This is a genomic window from Pseudomonas sp. P4_C3, from assembly GCF_056402075.1.
Window position 1 is genome coordinate 1 of record NZ_JBFUIC010000087.1, and the last position, 18,812, is coordinate 18,812.

An 18,812-nucleotide genomic window follows, 5' to 3' on the forward strand; every position below is an offset into this window, starting at 1 on the left:
CGGATGAATTTGCCGTTGGTGCGGTCCAGCACGTAGAAGAAGCCGTTGCGGTCGGCAGTGGCCGCCGCCTTGATTTCCTTGCCGCCTTCGCTGTAGTTGAACGACACCAGCTCGTTCACGCCGTCGTAGTCCCAACCGTCGTGGGGCGTGCTCTGGAAGTGCCACTTGATGGTGCCGTCGTCCGGGTTGAGTGCCAGGCGCGATGAGGAGTAGAGGTTGTCGCCAGGGCGCAGGTGCGAGTTCCACGGCGCCGGGTTGCCGGTACCGAACAGCAGCAGGTTGGTTTCCGGGTCGTAATAGCCGCCAAGCCAAGGGGCCGCGCCGCCGGTTTTCCACAGATCGCCCGGCCAGGTCTTGCCCGCCTCGCCGCCGGAGATGCCGTTCTCCACCGCTTTGCCGTCCTTGTAGACGTAGCCCATATGGCCTTCGACCGTCGGCCGGGTCCACAGCAGATCACCGTTTTTCGGGTCGTAGGCCTCGATCTTGCCCACCACACCGAACTCGCCACCGGCCACGCCGGTAATCAGCTTGCCGTTGATCACCAGCGGCGCGGCACTGATCGAGTAGCCTTCCTTGTGGTCGGCGACTTTCTTGCTCCACACCACCTTGCCGGTGTCCTTGTTCAGCGCCACGAGCTTGGCGTCAAGGGTGCCGAAAATCACCAGGTCGCCATACAGCGCGACGCCACGATTGATCACGTCGCAGCAGGGGCGGATGTCATCCGGCAGGCGCGCGTCGTATTGCCAGAGTTTCTTGCCGGTGCGCGCATCCACGGCGAACACCCGCGAGTAGGAACCGGTCATGTACATCACGCCGTCCTTGACCATCGGCTGCGCCTGCTGGCCACGCTGTTTTTCACCGCCGAAGGAAAACGCCCAGGCCGGTCGCAGCTCCTTGACGTTGTCGACGTTGAGAATATCCAGCGGGCTGTAGCGCTGACCCTGAACGCCGAGGCCGTTGGTCACGACCTGTTCCGGGTTCTTCGGGTCCTGGAGAATGTCCTGGTCGGAAACCCCGGCCAATGCCTGGCCGGACAACAGCATGGCACTGAGTAGCAGGCTCAAGACGAAGGGCTGGCGACGTGCGGGTTGGGTCATGACGGCTTCCTCTGCGGATTTTTGTTATGTCCGGAAAATTTTCCCGGTCTGGTGCAGATTCTTGGGCGCCGCCGCCCTGGCAACAATTGCCCGCAATGAGGAGATTGCTAGTTCCTTGGTACAGGGTGGGAGGAGATGAGTAGCGGATTTTGTGCCAGACACAGGTCCCCTGTGGGAGCGAGCTTGCTCGCGATGAGGTCCTGACAGTCAACATTGATGTCGGCTGATACGACGCCATCGCGAGCAAGCTCGCTCCCACAGGGTGTTCCCACAGGGGTTCTGTGTTTGCTCACTTTTGCGCGTTGGAATCCACCCGCGTCATCCGCTCGCGCTCGTAACGTGGGTACAGGTGACTGACGCTGCGGATCAGTTCGTAGCGGCTCAAATTGATGCTGGCGAAGCGTTCGGGGATGGGGCTGCGGATCATCTCGGCCATGTCGCTGCCATTGGCGGCGCCGTCGCGCATGAGCTGATCGAGCCAGGTCAGGTAATCGCGCATTTGCTCGAAGGGTTGCCGATCACTGGCCACCGGCCCATGGCCCGGCACGATCAGCGTCCAGGGCAAGCCTTGCAGGGTCGCGATGTCCGCCAGCCACACTGACAGCCCTGGACTGTTGGGCGTGGTCAGCGCCCGTTGATAAAACACCAGGTCCCCGGCAAACAGCACGCCGGTGTGCTGGTCGAGAATAGCCAGATCCGCGCCCGTATGCCCACCCAGGCTCAGCAGACGCAAATCGTGATTCCCAAAACTTTTCACGCCGGGTGTCAGCGTCTGAGTCGGCAACAACACTTCGGTGCCACGCATCCAGTCGCCGACCATGCGGTACATATTTTCGGCCATGGCATCGCCTTGCCGGTGCAACAGCTCGGTGGTGCCGGCCAAGGCGCCGATCGGCACGTCGCTGAAGGCTTGATTGCCCAGCACATGGTCCGGGTGGTGGTGGGTCAGCAGCACCTGGATCACCGGCTTGTCGGTGGTGGCGGCAATGGCCTTGCGCATCGCGTCGCCGTAACGCCTGGACGGCCCGCTGTCGATCACCACAACACCGCGTTCGGTGACGATGAACGCAGTGTTGACGATGTTGCCGCCGTTGGCCTTGGCGAAGTTATCGGTGCTGCCTTCCAGCAGCCAGGTGTCCTGGGCGATCTGCCTGGGCTTGAGTGAGTATTCAAGATCGGCCAGGGCCGGCAGACTGACGCTTAACACCATCAACAGGATCCAGCGCATGCCACGCTCCTTGGGGTCACGCTCCTTGAGGTCAGAGGATCGACGCATCGAACTCATTGCCGCTGTTGTCCCGTAGCAGCAGGCGCGTTTGCCCTGCCCCTTCGATGTCGAAGGCCAGGTTGGGGTTTTCACTGACCGCGGGAAACAGCTCCAGCCGGGCCAGCACTTGCTCGCTACGGTCACGCAACTCGGCATGGTTGATGAAGAATTCCGGGATGCCACTGACCATGCCGTTGTCCATGGGATGGGCCACCTGCAAACGCAAACGGCTGAACTCGCCCCGGGGATAACGCCCGCCGAGCACTTCGCCGATGTGTTCCTCCCAGCCCGGCTGGCTGCGTACCACGCTCGGCGCAGTGCAGCCGCCACCTGCCGCGTCGATCAGGGTCGAGCCGACATGCCACAGGCCGTCACGGGTCAACACCGCCGCCCGCAAGGGGGTGGCCTGTTCGATGCGAATGCGCAACGACAACCAGGGCAAAACCGAATTCAGCGGCTGGAAGTCGACGATTTTCGGCAAAGGGTTCAGCTCGGCCCAGGCGAGGATTTTCACCACCTCGCCGTTGAACGCCCGGGCGTCGATTTCCAGCGGCACCTGCCGGGCATCTTCGGCAAACGGCGGCGCCAGCAACTTGACCCGATCATCGAAAACGAACGGCGCATTGCCAAGAAACTGCTGGTGATAGAACGTCCACATCACCGATGGCACCGGGTCTTTGCCGGGATCGATTTCGGCGGCCTGTGCCGCCAGGCTTAACCAGCAGGCCAACAGACAACTCCTTCGCCATTTCATCGCCTGCTCCTTATTGATACATCTCGGGCACGTCGTAACGCAGGCCGTAATGGCCGTAGATGGTCTTCACCGCGCCCTCGCGAATCAGGCCTTCGAGCGCCTCTTCCACGGCATAGGCCAGTTGACGGTTGCTTTCGTGCACCGCCATGCCGATCTCCCAGAGCTGCTTGCCCATGTTCGGATAGGCGTTCTCAGCCAGTGCCACTTGCGGGTCGGCCGCTTCATGCACTTGCCAGTCGATCTCGCCGCGCATGGCCATCACCGCGTCGACCTCACCGGCCTTCATCGCGGCAAACGCCTGGGGCACGCCGGGATAGTGATGGGTCTTGCCGGCGAGCATGCCGTTGAACACCGAGGTCAGGTAGAACGACGGTATGCTGTCGACTTCGACACCAATCGGGTGTTGCTCGAACACCGCGACGCTGGCGACCTTGTCCAGCCGCCGACGGTCATAGGCCACCTGCCATTGTTCGTTCTGGTACGGACCGAACATCACCACGTGGCCATTTTCCAGTTCGCCGAACTCGTTGCGCTTCTGCGCGTAGTCACGGTCATAGGGCACGCGCATCATCAGGTCGGCCAGTTGCTGGTTGTGCAAGGCACTGGCACGCCAGATGTAATCGCGCAGGTCGTCATCAAGCTTTTCTCCCGCCGGCGCCCAGATCAGCGTCAGGCGCACGCCGAGCGCCTTGGCCAAGGCTTCGGCGAGTTCGACATCGACACCCTGGGGCTTTCCGGCGCTTTCAAAGCTGTAGGGGGCGAAGTCCTTGTAGACCGCCACCTTCAGCTCCCCGGCGGCGATCATTTCGTCGTAGTTGCGAACCTGCGCCTGCGCCGGCTGGCAGCACAGCCACAGAGCGCCGATCAACACCGCGAGCAGGCGCATGGGTCACTCCTCGACGTGCACAGTGTCCAGATAAGTGCGCACCGCCCACAGGGCTTCCTGGCTCAGGTAGTCGGCCATCTTCGGCATGTACACCCGACCGTCGCGCACCGCGCCATGGCGCACCCGTTCGGCGAACCATTCATCGCCCGCCTCGCCGACATCGAGCATGCGCAAGTCAGGGGCGATACCGCCGGACTTGGCTTCCAGGCCATGACAGGCCGCGCAATTCTGGGTGTAGGCCGAGGCACCGATTTCCACTGCCTTGTCGTGTTCCGCAGCGGTGCGATACGGGTTCACCGCGGCCCAGCCATCGGCATCGAGTTGCACACCGGCGTCCTTGATCGGGGTCAGCCCCGGGGTCGCCACGGCCTGTGGCACCACGTTGCCGTGGGCCCAGGCGGAACCTGCGCTGATAAGACCGGCCAATAGCCCGGTCACGAGCAAGGCGTTGCGTTTTGTTGTCATTGTTATGCCCTCTGGATTGCACGCAAAACCTCTTGGCAGAGGCTATGGCAGCCATCTTAGAAACGGCATCGCGCTCACCCCATGCTGCTTTGGTGGTCGCCAGCTAGTCCCTTGGTAGTAAGGCGCTGGATGGACACCACCGGTACTTTCTGCATATTTCCTCACCATCACGGGCTACCTAAGCTGGCGCTACCTGTAATGGAGTGCCCTATGCGCCAGCTTGCCCCTTACGCCCTGATCTACCTGCTGGCGATTGCCTGCGCCGCCGGCCTGGCCACCCAGAGCCAGGCGGCGGATGCACCTTTGCAGGTGCGCATCGGCTATCTGGGTTATCGCCCCGACCCAGGCCCGTTGCTGTCGAACGTCATCCCCGAGCCCACCGATGCCGGGCTGCGCGGTGCCGAACTGGCGATCACCGACAGCAACAGCACCGGGCGTTTTCTCAACCACGGCTACAGTCTGTTCAGCGCCAGTGTCGACAGCCCCGAGGCCTTGCTCGAAGCGGCAAAGGTGCAGCATGAACAAGGCCTGCGCCTGTTCGTGGTGAACGCACCTGCCACCAGCCTGCGCCAACTCAGTGCCGCACTGCCCGACAGCCTGCTGTTCAACGCCGGCAGCCCGGACGACAACTTGCGCACCTCCGATTGCCTGCCGAACGTGCTGCACACCTTGCCGAGCCGGGCGATGCTCGCCGATGCACTGGCGCAGTTTCTGGTGCTGCGCAAATGGCAGCGAGCGCTGCTGATTGTCGGCCCGACGCCGGACGATCAAGCCTATGCCGCCGCCCTGCGCCGCGCCGCCAAGCGCTTCGGCTTGCAACTGGTGGCGGAAAAAACCTGGAGCTTCGACAACGACCAGCGACGCAGCGCCCAGGCCGACATGCCGCTGTTCACCCAGACCGCCGAGTACGACGTGGTACTGGTGGCCGATGAACGCGGCGACTTCGGTGAATACGTGCCCTACCAGACCTGGTACCCGCGCCCGGTCGCCGGCACCCAGGGCCTGACCCCGGTGGGCTGGCACAAGACCGTGGAAACCTACGGTGCCGCGCAGCTGCAAAAGCGCTTTGAAGCCCTGACCGGGCGCTGGATGAATGACCGCGATTTCGCCGCCTGGATGGCCGTGCGCAGTATCGCCAGCGCCGTGAGCAAACTGCGCCAGGCCGAGCCGATGGCGATCCGTACGCTGGAAATCAGCGACCAGTTGCCCCTCGACGGTTTCAAGGGCCGCAAGCTCAGCTACCGGCCGTGGAACGGCCAGTTGCGCCAGCCGATTCCCATTGTCCAGCCCCGGGCGCTGGTCAGCACCTCACCCCAGGATGGCTTTCTGCACCCGTTCAACGAGATGGACAGTCTGGGTTACGACAAGCCCGAGGTCAGCTGCCGCTTTCCCTGATCCGATCATCACAACAACAAGGAATCCGCCATGCGCCGCACCCTGCTCTGCCGCTCCCTACTTTCCTGGGTCATGCTGCTCGCCGCTGGCCATGCCGTTGCCAGCACTGCCTGGGTCTCCAACGAAAAGGACAACAGCCTGAGCCTGATCGACCTGCAGACCCTGCAAGTCACCGACACCCTGCCCGTCGGCCAGCGCCCCCGCGGCCTGCTGCTGTCCCATGACAGCAAGCTGCTGTACATCTGCGCCAGTGACTCGGACCGGGTCCAGGTGATGGACGTGGCCACGCGCAAGATCATCAAGGAACTGCCCTCGGGCAAAGACCCCGAGCAATTCGCCCTGCACCCGAACAATCGCTGGTTGTACGTCTCCAACGAAGACGATGCGCTGGTCACAGTGATCGACACCGAGACCTCCAAGGTACTCGGCCAGATCAACGTCGGTGTCGAACCCGAAGGCATGGCGGTGAGCCCCGACGGCAAATGGGCGGTCAACACCAGCGAGACCACCAACATGCTGCACTGGATCGACACCGGCACCCAGACCCTGGCCGACAGCACCCTGGTGGACCAGCGCCCGCGCTTCGTCGAGTTCTCCCCCGATGGCGCCCGGCTCTGGGCCTCGGCGGAAATCGGCGGCACCGTGACCATTCTCGATGTGGCCAGCCGCACCGTGCTCAAGACCCTGAACTTCCAGATCAAGGGCGTGCACCCGGACAAAGTCCAGCCGGTCGGCATCAAGCTCAGCGCCGATGGCAAGTACGGCTTCGTTGCACTGGGCCCGGCAAATCATGTGGCGGTGATCGATGCCAAAACCTTCGAGATTCTCGATTACCTGCTGGTGGGTCGACGGGTCTGGCAGATGGCGTTCACCCCGGATCAGAAGCAATTGCTGGCCACCAACGGCGTCAGCGGCGATGTCTCGGTGATCGATGTCGACAGCCTCAAGGTCAGCAAATCGGTGAAGGTCGGGCGCTATCCCTGGGGCGTGGTGGTGACGCCATGAACGCCCTTGAAGTCAGCGACCTGAGTTTCGTCTACGGTGCTCGAGAGGCATTGCGCAAGGTGAGTTTCAGCCTGGAACCCGGGCGTTTCGCCGCGCTGCTGGGGCCAAATGGCGCCGGCAAGTCGACCCTGATTGCCCTGCTGACCCGGCTCTATGATCTGCAGCACGGCGAGATCCGCGTCGGTGGCAATTCATTGCGCAGCGCCGCACGCCCGGCACTCAGGCAATTGGGCGTGGTGTTCCAGCAAAGCACCCTGGACCTGGACCTCAGCGTCGAGCAGAACCTGCGCTATCACGCCGCATTGCATGGCCTGTCCCGGCGTCAGACCGACCTTCGGGTCGACGCCGAACTGGACCGCCAGGCCCTGACCGACCGCCGTCGCGAACGGGTGCGTGAACTCAATGGCGGCCATCGCCGCCGGGTGGAAATTGCCCGCGCCCTGTTGCACGAGCCGCGCCTGTTGCTGCTCGATGAAGCCAGTGTCGGCCTCGACCCGGCGAGTCGCCTGGCGCTCAACCAGCACATCCGCAGCCTGTGTCGCGAGGAGCGCATCAGCGTGCTCTGGACCACCCACCTGCTCGACGAGGTGCAGCCCAGCGATGACTTGTTGATCCTGCATCAAGGCCGGCTGGTGGCCAGCGGACAGGCCGATGCCCTGAGCCTGGAACACGGCGGTGACCTCGGTTCGGCCTTCACCCGCCTGACAACATCAGGAGCTGCCCGATGAACGCTTACTGGCAATGCTTTAGCGGTATCGTGCTGCGCGAATGGCTGCGCTTTGTGCTGCAACGCACGCGGTTTCTCAGCGCCCTGGTGCGGCCGCTGCTGTGGCTGCTGGTGTTCGCCGCCGGTTTTCGCGCAGCGCTGGGGATCGCAATCATCGAACCCTACGACACCTACATACCGTACGAGGTCTACATCATTCCCGGCCTGGCCTGCATGATCCTGCTGTTCAACGGCATGCAGGGCTCACTGTCGATGGTCTACGACCGCGAGATGGGCAGCATGCGCGTGCTGCTGACCAGCCCCCTGCCCCGCACCTTTCTGCTGTGCAGCAAACTGTTGGCCACGTCGCTGATTTCGCTGTTGCAGGTGTATGCGTTCCTGGCGATTGCCTGGGTCTACGGCGTGCGGCCACCGGCCATGGGGCTGTTGCTGGCGTTGCCGGCCCTGCTGCTGGTGGCGTTGATGCTCAGCGCACTGGGCCTGCTGCTGTCGAACGCGATCCGCCAGCTGGAGAACTTTGCCGGGGTGATGAATTTCGTGATCTTCCCGCTGTTTTTCCTGTCGTCCGCGCTGTATCCGCTGTGGAAGATGCGCGAGGCCAGCGAGTGGCTGTATTGGCTATGCGCGGTGAATCCCTTTACCCATGCGGTGGAGCTGGTGCGTTTCGCCCTGTATGAACGCTTCAATCCGCTGGCGCTGGCGGTGTGCACGGGGCTGACACTGCTGTTCGCGTTTCTCGCCGTACTGACCTTCAACCCGCAGCATGCGGCCCTGCGCAAAGCCAGCTGATTACCCCACAGGAGGATCTTCATTGAACAGGGTGAAATTACTACTTTAGTACTGGTTTCCCTGTCTATCGTCGCATTCCCAAAGCCCCCCGACTGGCATGTAATAGGTCCATAACTATAAGGACTGAACCCATGCCGCGTGCCCGACGTTGCCTATTGCGCCCTGCTTTCGCCGCCCTGTCGCTGGGCCTGCTGCTGAGTACCGCGCAGGCCGACACAGCGCTGTTCTCCACCGACGGCTATCGCATCGGCCTGTACCGCAGCCCGACACCCGACCAGCTGCAAGGCGCAACCATCATCGACACCCCCGCCCTGCAAACCCTGCTCAACCAACCCCCACGCCCGGTGCTGATCGACGTCTACCGCCGTCAGTGGCTGCAAGGGCAATTCATCGAGGACCAGCCCCATGAAAACCTGCCCGGCAGCCATTGGCTGGCCAATACCGGGGACGGTGACCTGACGCCGCAATGGCAGGACTATTTCGCCGCCAACCTGAAAAAGCTGACCGCCGGCGACCCGACGCAACCGCTGGTCTTCTATTGCCGCTCCGACTGCTGGTTGAGCTGGAATGCGGTCAAGCGCGCAGCCACCATGGGCTATAAGACGCTGTATTGGTATCGCGATGGCCTGGACGCCTGGCAAGCGGCCAACCTGCCGGTTTCGCCCGCCCGGCCCGAACCCTTTCCCTGAGCTTTACGCGTGCGTGTTGTTGCCACACCATAATCAAAATAATGAGGTGAAAGGCCATGTACAAAATTCTGATTGCCGACGATCACCCGCTGTTTCGCGAAGCCATCCACAACGTCATCAGCGACGGTTTTGCCGGCAGCGAAGTGATGGAAACCGCTGACCTGGACAGCGCCCTGGCCCTGACCCAGGAACACGACGATCTGGACCTGATCCTGCTCGACCTGAACATGCCCGGCATGCACGGGCTCAATGGCCTGATCAACTTGCGTAACGAGGCACCGACCATTCCGGTGGTGATTGTCTCCGCCGAGCAGGACAAACAGATCGTGCTGCAAGCCATCACCTACGGCGCGGTGGGCTTTATCACCAAGTCTTCACCCCGCACCCAGATGACCGATGCCATCCAGCAGATTCTCAACGGCAATGTCTACCTGCCCCCGGACATCATCCGCACCGCCAAAAGCAGCACCCACCGGCGGAACGACACCCCGAGCTTCCCGCCCGAACTGCTCCAGGCCCTGACCCGCAAGCAACTGCAGGTACTGGAACGCATGACCAAGGGCGAATCGAACAAGCAGATCGCCTACACCCTGGAAATCGCCGAGACCACGGTCAAGGCCCACGTCTCGGCGATCCTGCGCAAGCTCAACGTGCACAACCGGGTGCAGGCGATCCTGAGTGCCGGGGATATTGATTTCGGGTCTTATCTGCGGCGTTGATTCAAGACCGCAGCGCTGCCATCGTCGGATCGCCGCCCGGAGCAAGCTCGCTCCCACAGGTACGATGCAGTCCCTGTGGGAGCGAGCTTGCTCGCGATGACGTCAGTTCAAGCGCCACCCACCTCAAGGCCGGCCAAGCAAATGACTCATCGCGGTCTTGAGCTTCATCGGCCGCACCGGTTTGTGCATCAGGGTGTGCCCCAGTTCGCGGATCTGCTGTTTGAGTTCGTTGCTGTAGTTGGCCGTGATCATCATCGCCGGAATCGGTGACGCGCGCCGGGCATTGATCCGGGCCACGGCGTCGACACCGTTGCGATCGTTGTCCAGGTGGTAGTCGGCGATCAGCAGGTCGGCCTTGGCGTGGTCGTTGTCCACTTGCCGCGCCAGGTCCTCCTCCGACAGCGCCGTCACCACCCGACACCCCCACCCCTCCAGCAAGGTGCGCATGCCGGCACAGATGGTCGCGTCATTGTCCAGCACCCAAATCCGCGCTCCACGCAGGCGCTCCAGCATCGGCTCGCTCATCTGCAACGCCGGCTGCGGCTTGGGCGCGGTGGCGCTCAACGGTACTTCGACCGAGAACATCGAGCCCCGGCCCGGCCACGAACGCACATGAATGCGATGCCCGAGGATGCCGGCAATCTTCTCGACGATCGCCAGGCCCAGGCCCAGGCCGCGATCCTGATCGGGTCGCTGTACATCACCGCGCTTGAACTCCTGGAAAATCTCCTCCAGGCGATGCTCGGCAATGCCCATGCCGCTGTCCCAGACTTCGATCGTCAGGCACTGGTGATGCCGCCGGCAACCGAGCACCACGCGGCCACTGTAGGTATAGCGAATCGCATTGCTCAGCAGGTTGCGCAGAATCCGCGCGAGCAACTGGATGTCGCTGCGCACCAGCGCCGAACAGCCGATGAAGTGCAGTTGCAGGCCTTCACTGCGCGCCACCTGGGTGTATTCGGCGGCCAGGTTGTCCAGCAGTTCACTGAGGGCGAACGGTGCAATGTCGGCCTTGATCACCCCCGCATCGAGCTTGGAAATATCCACCAGGGTGCCGAGCAGGTTCTCCACGTCTTCCAGGGAATTGCTCACGTTGCGCACCAGAGTCTCGCTGGACATCGGCTCGCGCCGTTCCAGCAAGGCACTGGTAAACAGGCGCGCGGCATTCAACGGTTGCAGCAGGTCGTGGCTGACGGCGGCGAGGAACTTGGTTTTCGACAGATTGGCCTGCTCGGCTTCCTGCTTGGCCTCGCGCAAGCGTGACTCGACCAGGCGCCGCTCATCGATCTCGCGCAGCAGCTGGTCGTTGAGGGTAGTCAATTCCGCTGTGCGCTCGCGTACCCGCAGCTCCAGGTTCTGATAAGCCTGGTGCAGCGCCTCGGCGGTGCGGCGGCGTTCGGTGATGTCGCGGATCAGCACGAAAATCCCCACCACCTCGCCACTGGCCAGACGGTTGGGCACATAGGAGCGCAGCATGTAGCGCTCCTGGTTGTTGACGTTGGTTTCGGCGAACTCGAAGGTCACGCTCTCGCCCGCCAGTGCCCTGGCCACGTAGGACTCCAGCCGCTGGTAATGCTGTTCGCTGTGCACTTCGCGCAGGCTCTGGCCGAGCATCACGCCGCGGGGCCAGCAGTACCATTCTTCATAGACCTTGTTGGTGAACTCGTAGACCAGGTCGGCATTGAGGTAGGCAATCAATGCCGGTACGTGATCGGTGATCAGGCGAATCCAGTGTTCGCTTTCACTCAGCGCTTCGGCGTGCTGGTAGCGCTCGGTAATGTCGGTGAAGGTGTTGACGAAACCGCCGGTGGGCAACGGATGGGTGCGGATTTCCAGGACCCGGCCATCGTACAGACGCTGCTCGCATTCGCGCACCGGTCGCCCGTTGCCATCGCGACTGGCCGGGGTCAAAAGGTTCAACTCGCTGTCGGCGATCACTTCGGCAAACGGGCGATGGGCAGCCACCGGCGCCAGGCCGCTCAATTCCAGGAAACGCCGGTTCCACAATTCCAGGATGCCCTCGGCGCTGACCATCGCCACCCCTTGGGACAGGTTGTCGACCGCCCGTTGCAACAGATGCGACTTCTGCGCCACCGCCTGCTCACGGCGTACGGTTTCGCTGAGCTTGACGTCGGTAATGTCGGTGAACAGAATCACCCGCCCACCTTCCTGGGTCGGCCGCTCGCTGACTTGCAGCCAGCGCCCGTTCTGCAGGCGGTAAAGCAGGTTTTCGTCGGCATGCCCGCGCGGCTCTTCGGTGAACAGGCCGTTGTTCATCATCAACCGCTTGACCTCGGTCAGGCGCATGCCGGCGTTGATCCGCACCCGGCTGTTGCTCCAGAACGCCTTGAAGCGACTGTTGAACAGCACGATGCGCTGCTCGGCGTCGAACAGCACGAAGGCGTCTGAAATACTTTCGATGGCGTCGATCAGGTGTTGATGCGCCGTTTCCGCGCGCAAGCGGGCTTCGCTGAGCAAATGATTACCGGCCTTGAGTTCGGCCATGGCCTGGTTCAGGGCATCGGTGCGTTCGCGCACTTGCTCGGCCAGCACCACCGAATGCTGGAATGCCGCGTACGGATCGTTGCCGCGGGTCACCCCGGACTCGACCCGTTCGATCAGTGCGCCATTGATGCGCTGCAGTTTATGGTTTTCCAGGCGCAGCCTGGCCAGTTCGGCCTGCAGCTCAGCGATGTCCGGGGGCACGGCCACGGGCAATGGCAACGCCGGTGAAGGTCTGGTTGATGTGCATGCCATTGAACTGTTCTCCATAGGTGTTGAAACCCATCACCCGTTGCTCACGCAAAAACGAGCCGATCTGATCGAGGCTGCCGTCGTCTTCGAGTTCCAGACGCCGCAGGAAACAGTCGCAACCGATGGTCAGCAGCAAATCGCCCAGGCGCTCCTGCAACCCTTCGAACAGGCTCTGCAGGTTCGGCAGCATCGGCCCCGGGGTCATGGCGGTGAGGACGATGCCGTTTTCCACGGCGCAGTAGAAACTCAGGCTCAGGTCCGGATGCACCTGCTGGATGGCCCGCACGTAGTACTGCTGGTTGATCCGCACTGCCAACGGGTGCGCGGCGAAGACCCGGTGATCGAGCTGCGCCACCGGCACGCCGATGTGCCGGGCGTACTCGGCGGCAGCCGGCTCGGCATTGAGTTCGAAGACCCGCCGTGAGGCGCTGTCGGCTCCGGTGACCACCAGCTTCTCGGCGCGGGGCAGCACGTGGTGGGTGGTGAACACTTCGAAATCCAGCCAGGTATTGACCAGCACCACCACGGCCGCACCGCTGTGGAACTCGCCATCGAAGTACACATGGGTATGGGTCAGGTAGTTATCGTCGCCGGCCGAGCCGCCGAAATGCGGAATGTCGCCCAATGCCGCGCTCAAGGCCGCCAGGACCATTTCTTCGCGGCTGGACAGGCCATCGAGCAGGGTCAGGGCAAAGCTGTTGCCCTTGATCGGAGCCAGGGTGTTGCTGCGACAGCCACTGACCAGGCGCTCGACCATTTGCTGGGCGTCGATCAGGCTGAAGTGCTCCATCTGGTCGATCAGCTCGATCGCGATGGAAAAGTGCCGATGATCGAAACCCACCGCCGTCACGCAATTGCGCCCGTAGCCCAGCGGGGTGATTTCCCCGGCGCTGGTGCAGCCCGCCAGGCGAATGCCGCCGAAGCTTTGCTGCAGGGCCTGGCCCAGCGCCTGCAAGTCGTACTCGGCGGAACAGAAGAACAGCACGAACCCCAGGTGCGGATGCAACAACTGTCTGGCCAGTTCCTGCGCGACCTGCCGGGCATCGGTGGCCTGGGACATTGCACTGACGACGCCTTCGCTCTGCTGCATCCTTACCTCCCGCAGGTGCGTGTGTATGAGGCACGAGTGTACGAAGTCTGTGGGGTGCGACGAATGCTACTTGGGTAGCGGGTAGCCGCTTCGATGGGATGAGACGGTTGGCGACCCTCGCCGCGATGCGCACGGCCAGGGCCACCTCCCGGGGTTACCAGGTCAGCACCGCACCCACGGCAAAGGTGTCGGTGTCTTCGTTCTGCTCGCTGGTGTCGTGGCCGTTGATTTCGAACTGGTTGTACTCGGCCACCAGCTTGAGGTTGTCGTTCACGTCATGGAACAACGCGATGCCGCGGGTCTCGTAGTCTGCGCCGCTGCCGACCACGCCATTGCCATCGTCATTGGTCTTGCCGTAGGACAAGGCCAAGCGGTTCTTGCCCAGTTTGTAGGAGCCCTGCAACAGGTAGCCGTCGCTGTCGACGTTGCGCAGGGTCGGCTCGCCGGCATTGTTGGTGAAAAACGGGTTGATGCCCTTGGCCTGGAAACCGGACCCGGTGAGGGACAAGCCGCCCATCTTCGCCTGCACGCCATAACCGACACCCTTGGAGGTGACGGTCTCGACCGTGGAATCGGTGTTGTCCGAGGTCTGGTAGCTGCCGTTGACCCAGCTGTAGATCTTTGCCCCGGCCAGGTCGAACTGATAGGTGACTTCGCTCTCGGTACGCGGGTTTTCCTGATAGGCCTTGCCCGTCGGGCTGCTGTCGTTGGTGTCCACCGGGTCCATGATGCCGACCGCCACACGCAGACCGTCCATCACCGGGGTGCGATAGGTGATCTGCGAGGTCGGGAACGGATACGGGTAACCGGTGCCAATGTTGCCGAACGACACCCCGCCGCCATCCACCAGCCCCAACGTATCGCTGACCTGGCCGTAACCGGCGAGCATTTCGTCGAGCAGGATGTTGGAACGGGCGAACAGCCCGAAGTCTTTGCCGATCAGCACTTCGCCCCATTGCGGGTTGGCCACGGTGCCGAAGAACTGCCGCACATCGATGGCGGTGTCGGTGCCGTTGGTTTGGCTGTCGTTGATGGTGACCCAGAACGAGGCGCGGGCACCGAGCTTGAGATCGTCTACCTGCTTGCCCATGTTGAACCCCAGGTAGTTGGGCAAAAAGCCCATCTTGACCCGCGACTGCCGACGGTCGAACTGCTCGCCGGCGCGGTCGACATCGCTGTTCACGTAGAAGGCGTTGATGTAGCCGTCGGTGGAGAACGTGGTCTGGTCCTTGTCGTACAGCATGATATCCGCCTCGGCCAGCGGGCTCAGGCCAAGGGCAGACAGGCTGGCGATGAAGGCAGGCAGAAAACGATGCGTGACGTTCTTATTGTTGTGCATGGCGCGCTCCGAAACGGGGGACTAAATGTCGGAGGCGATTATCGAAACCTGACCGGCGGCGCCATACGCTGCCTTGGGGCTGGTTTTGAAGTGCTTTGGAATGGGCGGCTGTGCGCGACAACTAAGACGTACGACCGCTTGTCGGCAGGGCAAGCCACTAAAGTTGTAAAGAACCGCTTTCCGTAGGAGCCGGCTTGCCGGCGAAGACGCACTTGAAGCCCCCTTCGCCGGCAAGCCGGGCTCCTGCAAGTCAAGCGCTCGCTTTTATCAGCATGTACACGGCGACCCCGAAACAGATGCTGGCGAACCCGACCTGCAACGCCCGCGCCGGTACCTGGGCGCAGAGCTTGCGGCCAACGATCATGCCGGCAATGCTGGCGCCGATGAAGATGGCGCCGACGCTGTCGATGCGCACGCCGGCCTGGAACGCGCCGATCACGCCGATGGCCGAAATCAGGCTGATCACCATCAGCGACGTGGCGATGATCCCGCGCATCTGCACATCGGTCAGTTGCTTGAAGGCCGGGACGATCAGAAAGCCGCCACCCACCCCCAGCAACCCCGACACCACCCCCGTCACCGCACCCAGTGCGGCGAGGGTCGCGGTGCATTTGGCGGTCCAGGAAAAGCGCCCGGTCTGTTGATCGAGCATGCAGTTCTTCTGGCCCCAGTTGGCGTGACCGTGATCGCTGGGGCCCTCGTCCTTGCGCTCGCGGCGCAACATCCGCCCGGCTACCACGACCATCAGCAGGCTGAACAGGATCATCAGGATCTTTTCCGGCAACTGATGGGCGAAGTAGATGCCCAGCGGCGAAAACACCGCGCCCAACGCCGCGATCAGCAGCGCCGCGCGATACCGCACCAGGCCATGGCGCAAACCGTCGATGGCGCCGACCGCTGCCGCACTGCCCACCGCGAACAACGCCACCGGAGCGGCCTGGGTCATGCTCCAGCCCAACCCCAACACCAGGGCCGGGACCGCAAGGATACCGCCACCGGCGCCAGTCAAGCCGAGCACCAACCCCATCACTACGCCAAACAGACTTGCCAGCAACATAGGGAGTTCTCAGTTGTGCCGGGAGTCGGGTTCGATCACGGTGATGTTCAGATGCGGGCTACGCTTGAGCAGGCTGGCGACAAGGCCGATACCCGCTGTGCCGCCGCCGATGACCACGATATCTGCACTGATGGATGGGCCCCAGTGTTGATCGTTCATTGCTTGTTCCTTTTGCTGCACGCAAGGATTTACGAGTCAAACCAAAAACTTGTGGGAGCGAGCTTGCTCGCGATGACGGTTGGTCTGCCAACATTTATGTTGAATGTGCCGACGCCATCGCGAGCAAGCTCGCTCCCACAGGTTCGGTGTGTTGAATAGGTTCAGGGTTGAACCCAGCTTTTAAGCACGGCCCCGCAATACAGCCCGGAGAGGGTTTTCATCACCTGAATCACTTCGTGACTGGCGAGACCATAAAAAATGTACTTGCCTTCACGACGGGTAGCGACCAGTCCTTCATCGCGCAGGATGCCCAATTGCTGGGACAGGGTCGGTTGGCGCACACCGGTCATTTTTTCCAGCTCGCCTACGTTGCGCTCACCCTGGGTCAGCTGGCACAGGATCAACAGGCGATCCTCATTGGCCAGGGCCTTGAGCAGCGCACACGCCCTGGAGGCCGAGGCGCGCAGTTGGGCGACTTCACATTCGGTCAGACTGGATTGCATTTGCAGGATGCCTTCAACGTCACTTAAGCTGTGAACATTATGTTTTTATATAAAGTGTTGCAACCCATGACTGACTTTTCTACCCCTGCACAGGTTCGTGTCCATGCCCGCGCTGATTGAAGCTTTCCTCGACCCTGCCTCCTCGACCTACAGCTACGTGGTCTACGAGGCGGATGGAGGCCAGTGTGCGATTGTCGACCCCGTGCTCGATTACGACGCAGCCTCCGGGCGTACCGCGACCACCCAGGCCGACAAAATCATCGCCTTCGTCCACGCCCGTCACTTGCAGGTGCAATGGCTACTGGAAACCCACGCCCACGCCGATCACCTGTCCGCCGCTCCATACCTGCGCGGGCAGCTGGGCGGCAAGATCGCCATTGGCGAGTCGATCAGCAAGGTGCAGGACGTGTTCAAGGCGCTGTTCAATCTGGAGCCTGCCTTTTGCGTCGACGGATCGCAGTTCGATCACCTGTTCGCCCCCGACGAATCGTTCATGATCGGCAATCTCAAGGCGACTGCCCTGCACGTGCCCGGTCATACCCCGGCGGACATGGCCTACCTGATCGGCAACGATGTGATCCTGGTCGGCGACACGCTGTTCATGCCGGACGTGGGCACCGCCCGCTGCGACTTTCCCGGCGGCAATGCCAACCAGATGTACGCCTCGATCCACAAGCTGCTGGCCTTCCCCGCCAGCGTGCGCCTGTACATCTGCCACGATTATCCGCCCGAGGGACGCGCCCCCGAATGCATGACCACCGTCGGTGAACAGCGCAAAAGCAACATCCACGTGCGCGACGGCATCGATGAGAACACCTTCGTGGAAATGCGCACCCGGCGCGATGCGGGATTGGGGATGCCGACACTGTTGCTGCCGGCGATCCAGGTGAATGTGCGGGCGGGGAATTTGCCGCCGGCCGAAGACAACGGCGTGACCTACCTGAAAATCCCCCTGAACAAACTCTAACCCTGTAGGAGCTGCCGAAGGCTGCGATCTTTTGATCTTCAGCGATCCATCTGTCGCCAGAATCAAAAGATCGCAGCCTTCGGCAGCTCCTACAAAGCGCGATCCTTGATTTTCAGTTACCCAACGTCAGCCCATTCGCCGGCAACGGCAGCGCGGTCTTATAGCGCACCTGCTTGAGCGCAAAGCTCGAGCGGATGTTCGCCACCCCCGGCACCTTGGTCAGAAAGTCCATCATGAAGCGCTCCAGCGACTGGATGGTCGGCACCAGCACCCGGATCAGATAGTCCGGGTCGCCGGCCATCAGGTAGCACTCCATCACCTCGGGGCGGTCGGAAATCGCCTCTTCGAAATGCTGCAGCGCCTCCTCCACCTGCTTCTCCAGGCTGACGTGAATGAACACGTTCACATGCAGCCCCAGCAAGTCGGCATCCAGCAGCGTCACTTGCTCGCGAATCACCCCCAGTTCTTCCATGGCCTTGACCCGGTTGAAACATGGCGTCGGCGACAGGTTCACCGAACGCGCCAGGTCGGCGTTGGTGATGCGTGCGTTCTCCTGAAGGCTGTTGAGAATGCCGATATCGGTACGGTCCAGTTTGCGCATGAGATAAAACCACCTGTTTTTTATGTTTATGCAGGTTTTTTATCTGCAAATGATCTTTAACGCAACGAAACAGAGAGAAATATTCTTCTTGGCCGGGCCTATGATTGTTGTAGGACAAGATTTCTTCTACCGAACGAAATCTGTCAGCTCACTACAAGAAATTCACAAGATCGAGCGTAGAAGCCATGACCCAAGCGTATGAACCGCTGCGCCTGCACGTCCCCGAACCCTCGGGCCGTCCCGGCTGTAAAACCGACTTTTCCTACCTGCATCTGACCGATGCCGGCACGGTGCGCAAACCCCCTATCGACGTTGAACCGGCTGACACGGCTGATCTGGCCCGTGGCCTGATTCGCGTGCTCGACGACCAGGGCAATGCCCTTGGGCCGTGGGCCGAAAACGTGCCGGTGGAGATCCTGCGCAAGGGCATGCGTGCCATGCTCAAGACCCGCATCTACGACAACCGCATGGTGGTCGCCCAGTGTCAGAAAAAGATGTCGTTCTACATGCAGAGCCTTGGCGAAGAAGCCATCGGCAGCGCCCAGGCCC

General features: G+C 62.1%; 18 protein-coding genes and 2 pseudogenes. 8 read left to right on the plus strand and 12 right to left on the minus strand.

Annotated elements, in window-relative coordinates; genetic code table 11:
- From AC1DVH_RS15760 to pedF, 5 genes are all read right to left on the minus strand, one after another.
- Positions 1–1,097: PQQ-dependent dehydrogenase, methanol/ethanol family (locus tag AC1DVH_RS15760; protein ID WP_477754589.1), on the minus strand; the 1,097-nt coding region annotated here is incomplete at its 3' end.
- Positions 1,098–1,386: 289 nt separating this feature from the next.
- A complete protein-coding gene (locus tag AC1DVH_RS15765; RefSeq protein ID WP_477754605.1) occupies positions 1,387–2,325 on the minus strand; it encodes a quinoprotein relay system zinc metallohydrolase 1 in 939 nt (312 codons plus the stop codon).
- A 31-nt stretch (positions 2,326–2,356) separates the two neighbouring features.
- Complete coding sequence (locus AC1DVH_RS15770) at positions 2,357–3,118, minus strand: quinoprotein dehydrogenase-associated SoxYZ-like carrier (RefSeq protein WP_477754590.1); 762 nt, start codon at positions 3,116–3,118, stop codon at positions 2,357–2,359.
- 10 nt (positions 3,119–3,128) lie between these two features.
- Positions 3,129–4,004: a substrate-binding periplasmic protein gene (locus tag AC1DVH_RS15775; protein WP_477754591.1), complete on the minus strand. Its 876-nt coding sequence runs from the start codon at positions 4,002–4,004 to the stop codon at positions 3,129–3,131.
- A 3-nt stretch (positions 4,005–4,007) separates the two neighbouring features.
- A complete protein-coding gene (gene pedF / locus AC1DVH_RS15780) occupies positions 4,008–4,469 on the minus strand; it encodes a cytochrome c-550 PedF (RefSeq protein ID WP_477754592.1) in 462 nt (153 codons plus the stop codon).
- 210 nt (positions 4,470–4,679) lie between these two features.
- Between pedF and AC1DVH_RS15785 the strand changes: the two genes are divergently transcribed.
- From AC1DVH_RS15785 to AC1DVH_RS15810, 6 genes are all read left to right on the plus strand, one after another.
- Positions 4,680–5,864 carry an ABC transporter substrate-binding protein gene (locus AC1DVH_RS15785; protein ID WP_477754593.1) on the plus strand — a complete coding sequence of 395 codons (1,185 nt, stop codon included), beginning with the start codon at positions 4,680–4,682 and terminating at the stop codon, positions 5,862–5,864.
- A 30-nt stretch (positions 5,865–5,894) separates the two neighbouring features.
- Entirely contained in the window at positions 5,895–6,869 is a 975-nt protein-coding gene (locus AC1DVH_RS15790) for a YVTN family beta-propeller repeat protein (protein ID WP_477754594.1), read from the plus strand.
- Positions 6,866–7,597, plus strand: a complete 732-nt coding sequence (locus AC1DVH_RS15795; RefSeq protein WP_477754595.1) for an ABC transporter ATP-binding protein — start codon at positions 6,866–6,868, stop codon at positions 7,595–7,597. The genes AC1DVH_RS15790 and AC1DVH_RS15795 overlap by 4 nt, the downstream gene beginning before the upstream one ends.
- Positions 7,594–8,385: an ABC transporter permease gene (locus AC1DVH_RS15800; RefSeq protein ID WP_477754596.1), complete on the plus strand. Its 792-nt coding sequence runs from the start codon at positions 7,594–7,596 to the stop codon at positions 8,383–8,385. The genes AC1DVH_RS15795 and AC1DVH_RS15800 overlap by 4 nt, the downstream gene beginning before the upstream one ends.
- 131 nt (positions 8,386–8,516) lie before the next feature.
- Positions 8,517–9,074: a PQQ-dependent catabolism-associated CXXCW motif protein gene (locus AC1DVH_RS15805; RefSeq protein WP_477754597.1), complete on the plus strand. Its 558-nt coding sequence runs from the start codon at positions 8,517–8,519 to the stop codon at positions 9,072–9,074.
- Positions 9,075–9,130: 56 nt separating this feature from the next.
- Positions 9,131–9,793 carry a response regulator gene (locus tag AC1DVH_RS15810; protein WP_477754598.1) on the plus strand — a complete coding sequence of 221 codons (663 nt, stop codon included), beginning with the start codon at positions 9,131–9,133 and terminating at the stop codon, positions 9,791–9,793.
- Between the two features lie 123 nt (positions 9,794–9,916).
- Here AC1DVH_RS15810 and nahK read toward each other — a convergent pair whose 3' ends face one another.
- From nahK to AC1DVH_RS15840, 6 genes and pseudogenes are all read right to left on the minus strand, one after another.
- Positions 9,917–12,550 (minus strand): hybrid sensor histidine kinase/response regulator NahK/ErcS', encoded by a 2,634-nt coding sequence (nahK, locus tag AC1DVH_RS15815; protein WP_477754599.1) that lies wholly within the window; start codon positions 12,548–12,550, stop codon positions 9,917–9,919.
- A complete protein-coding gene (gene nosP / locus AC1DVH_RS15820; protein ID WP_477754600.1) occupies positions 12,480–13,637 on the minus strand; it encodes a nitric oxide-sensing protein NosP in 1,158 nt (385 codons plus the stop codon). The genes nahK and nosP overlap by 71 nt, the downstream gene beginning before the upstream one ends.
- 154 nt (positions 13,638–13,791) lie before the next feature.
- Positions 13,792–14,976 (minus strand): porin, encoded by a 1,185-nt coding sequence (locus AC1DVH_RS15825; protein ID WP_477754601.1) that lies wholly within the window; start codon positions 14,974–14,976, stop codon positions 13,792–13,794.
- Positions 14,977–15,226: 250 nt separating this feature from the next.
- A complete protein-coding gene (locus AC1DVH_RS15830; protein WP_477754602.1) occupies positions 15,227–16,033 on the minus strand; it encodes a sulfite exporter TauE/SafE family protein in 807 nt (268 codons plus the stop codon).
- A gap of 15 nt (positions 16,034–16,048) precedes the next feature.
- Positions 16,049–16,192, minus strand: a pseudogene (locus AC1DVH_RS15835) (FAD/NAD(P)-binding protein); the annotation flags it as partial.
- A gap of 161 nt (positions 16,193–16,353) precedes the next feature.
- Positions 16,354–16,695 (minus strand): ArsR/SmtB family transcription factor, encoded by a 342-nt coding sequence (locus AC1DVH_RS15840; protein WP_477754603.1) that lies wholly within the window; start codon positions 16,693–16,695, stop codon positions 16,354–16,356.
- Positions 16,696–16,798: 103 nt separating this feature from the next.
- Between AC1DVH_RS15840 and AC1DVH_RS15845 the strand changes: the two genes are divergently transcribed.
- Positions 16,799–17,662, plus strand: a complete 864-nt coding sequence (locus AC1DVH_RS15845; protein WP_477754604.1) for an MBL fold metallo-hydrolase — start codon at positions 16,799–16,801, stop codon at positions 17,660–17,662.
- A 112-nt stretch (positions 17,663–17,774) separates the two neighbouring features.
- Here AC1DVH_RS15845 and bkdR read toward each other — a convergent pair whose 3' ends face one another.
- Positions 17,775–18,263 carry a Bkd operon transcriptional regulator BkdR gene (gene bkdR / locus AC1DVH_RS15850; RefSeq protein ID WP_007976593.1) on the minus strand — a complete coding sequence of 163 codons (489 nt, stop codon included), beginning with the start codon at positions 18,261–18,263 and terminating at the stop codon, positions 17,775–17,777.
- Between the two features lie 185 nt (positions 18,264–18,448).
- Between bkdR and AC1DVH_RS15855 the strand changes: the two are divergent.
- Positions 18,449–18,812: pseudogene (locus tag AC1DVH_RS15855) on the plus strand (3-methyl-2-oxobutanoate dehydrogenase (2-methylpropanoyl-transferring) subunit alpha); the annotation flags it as partial.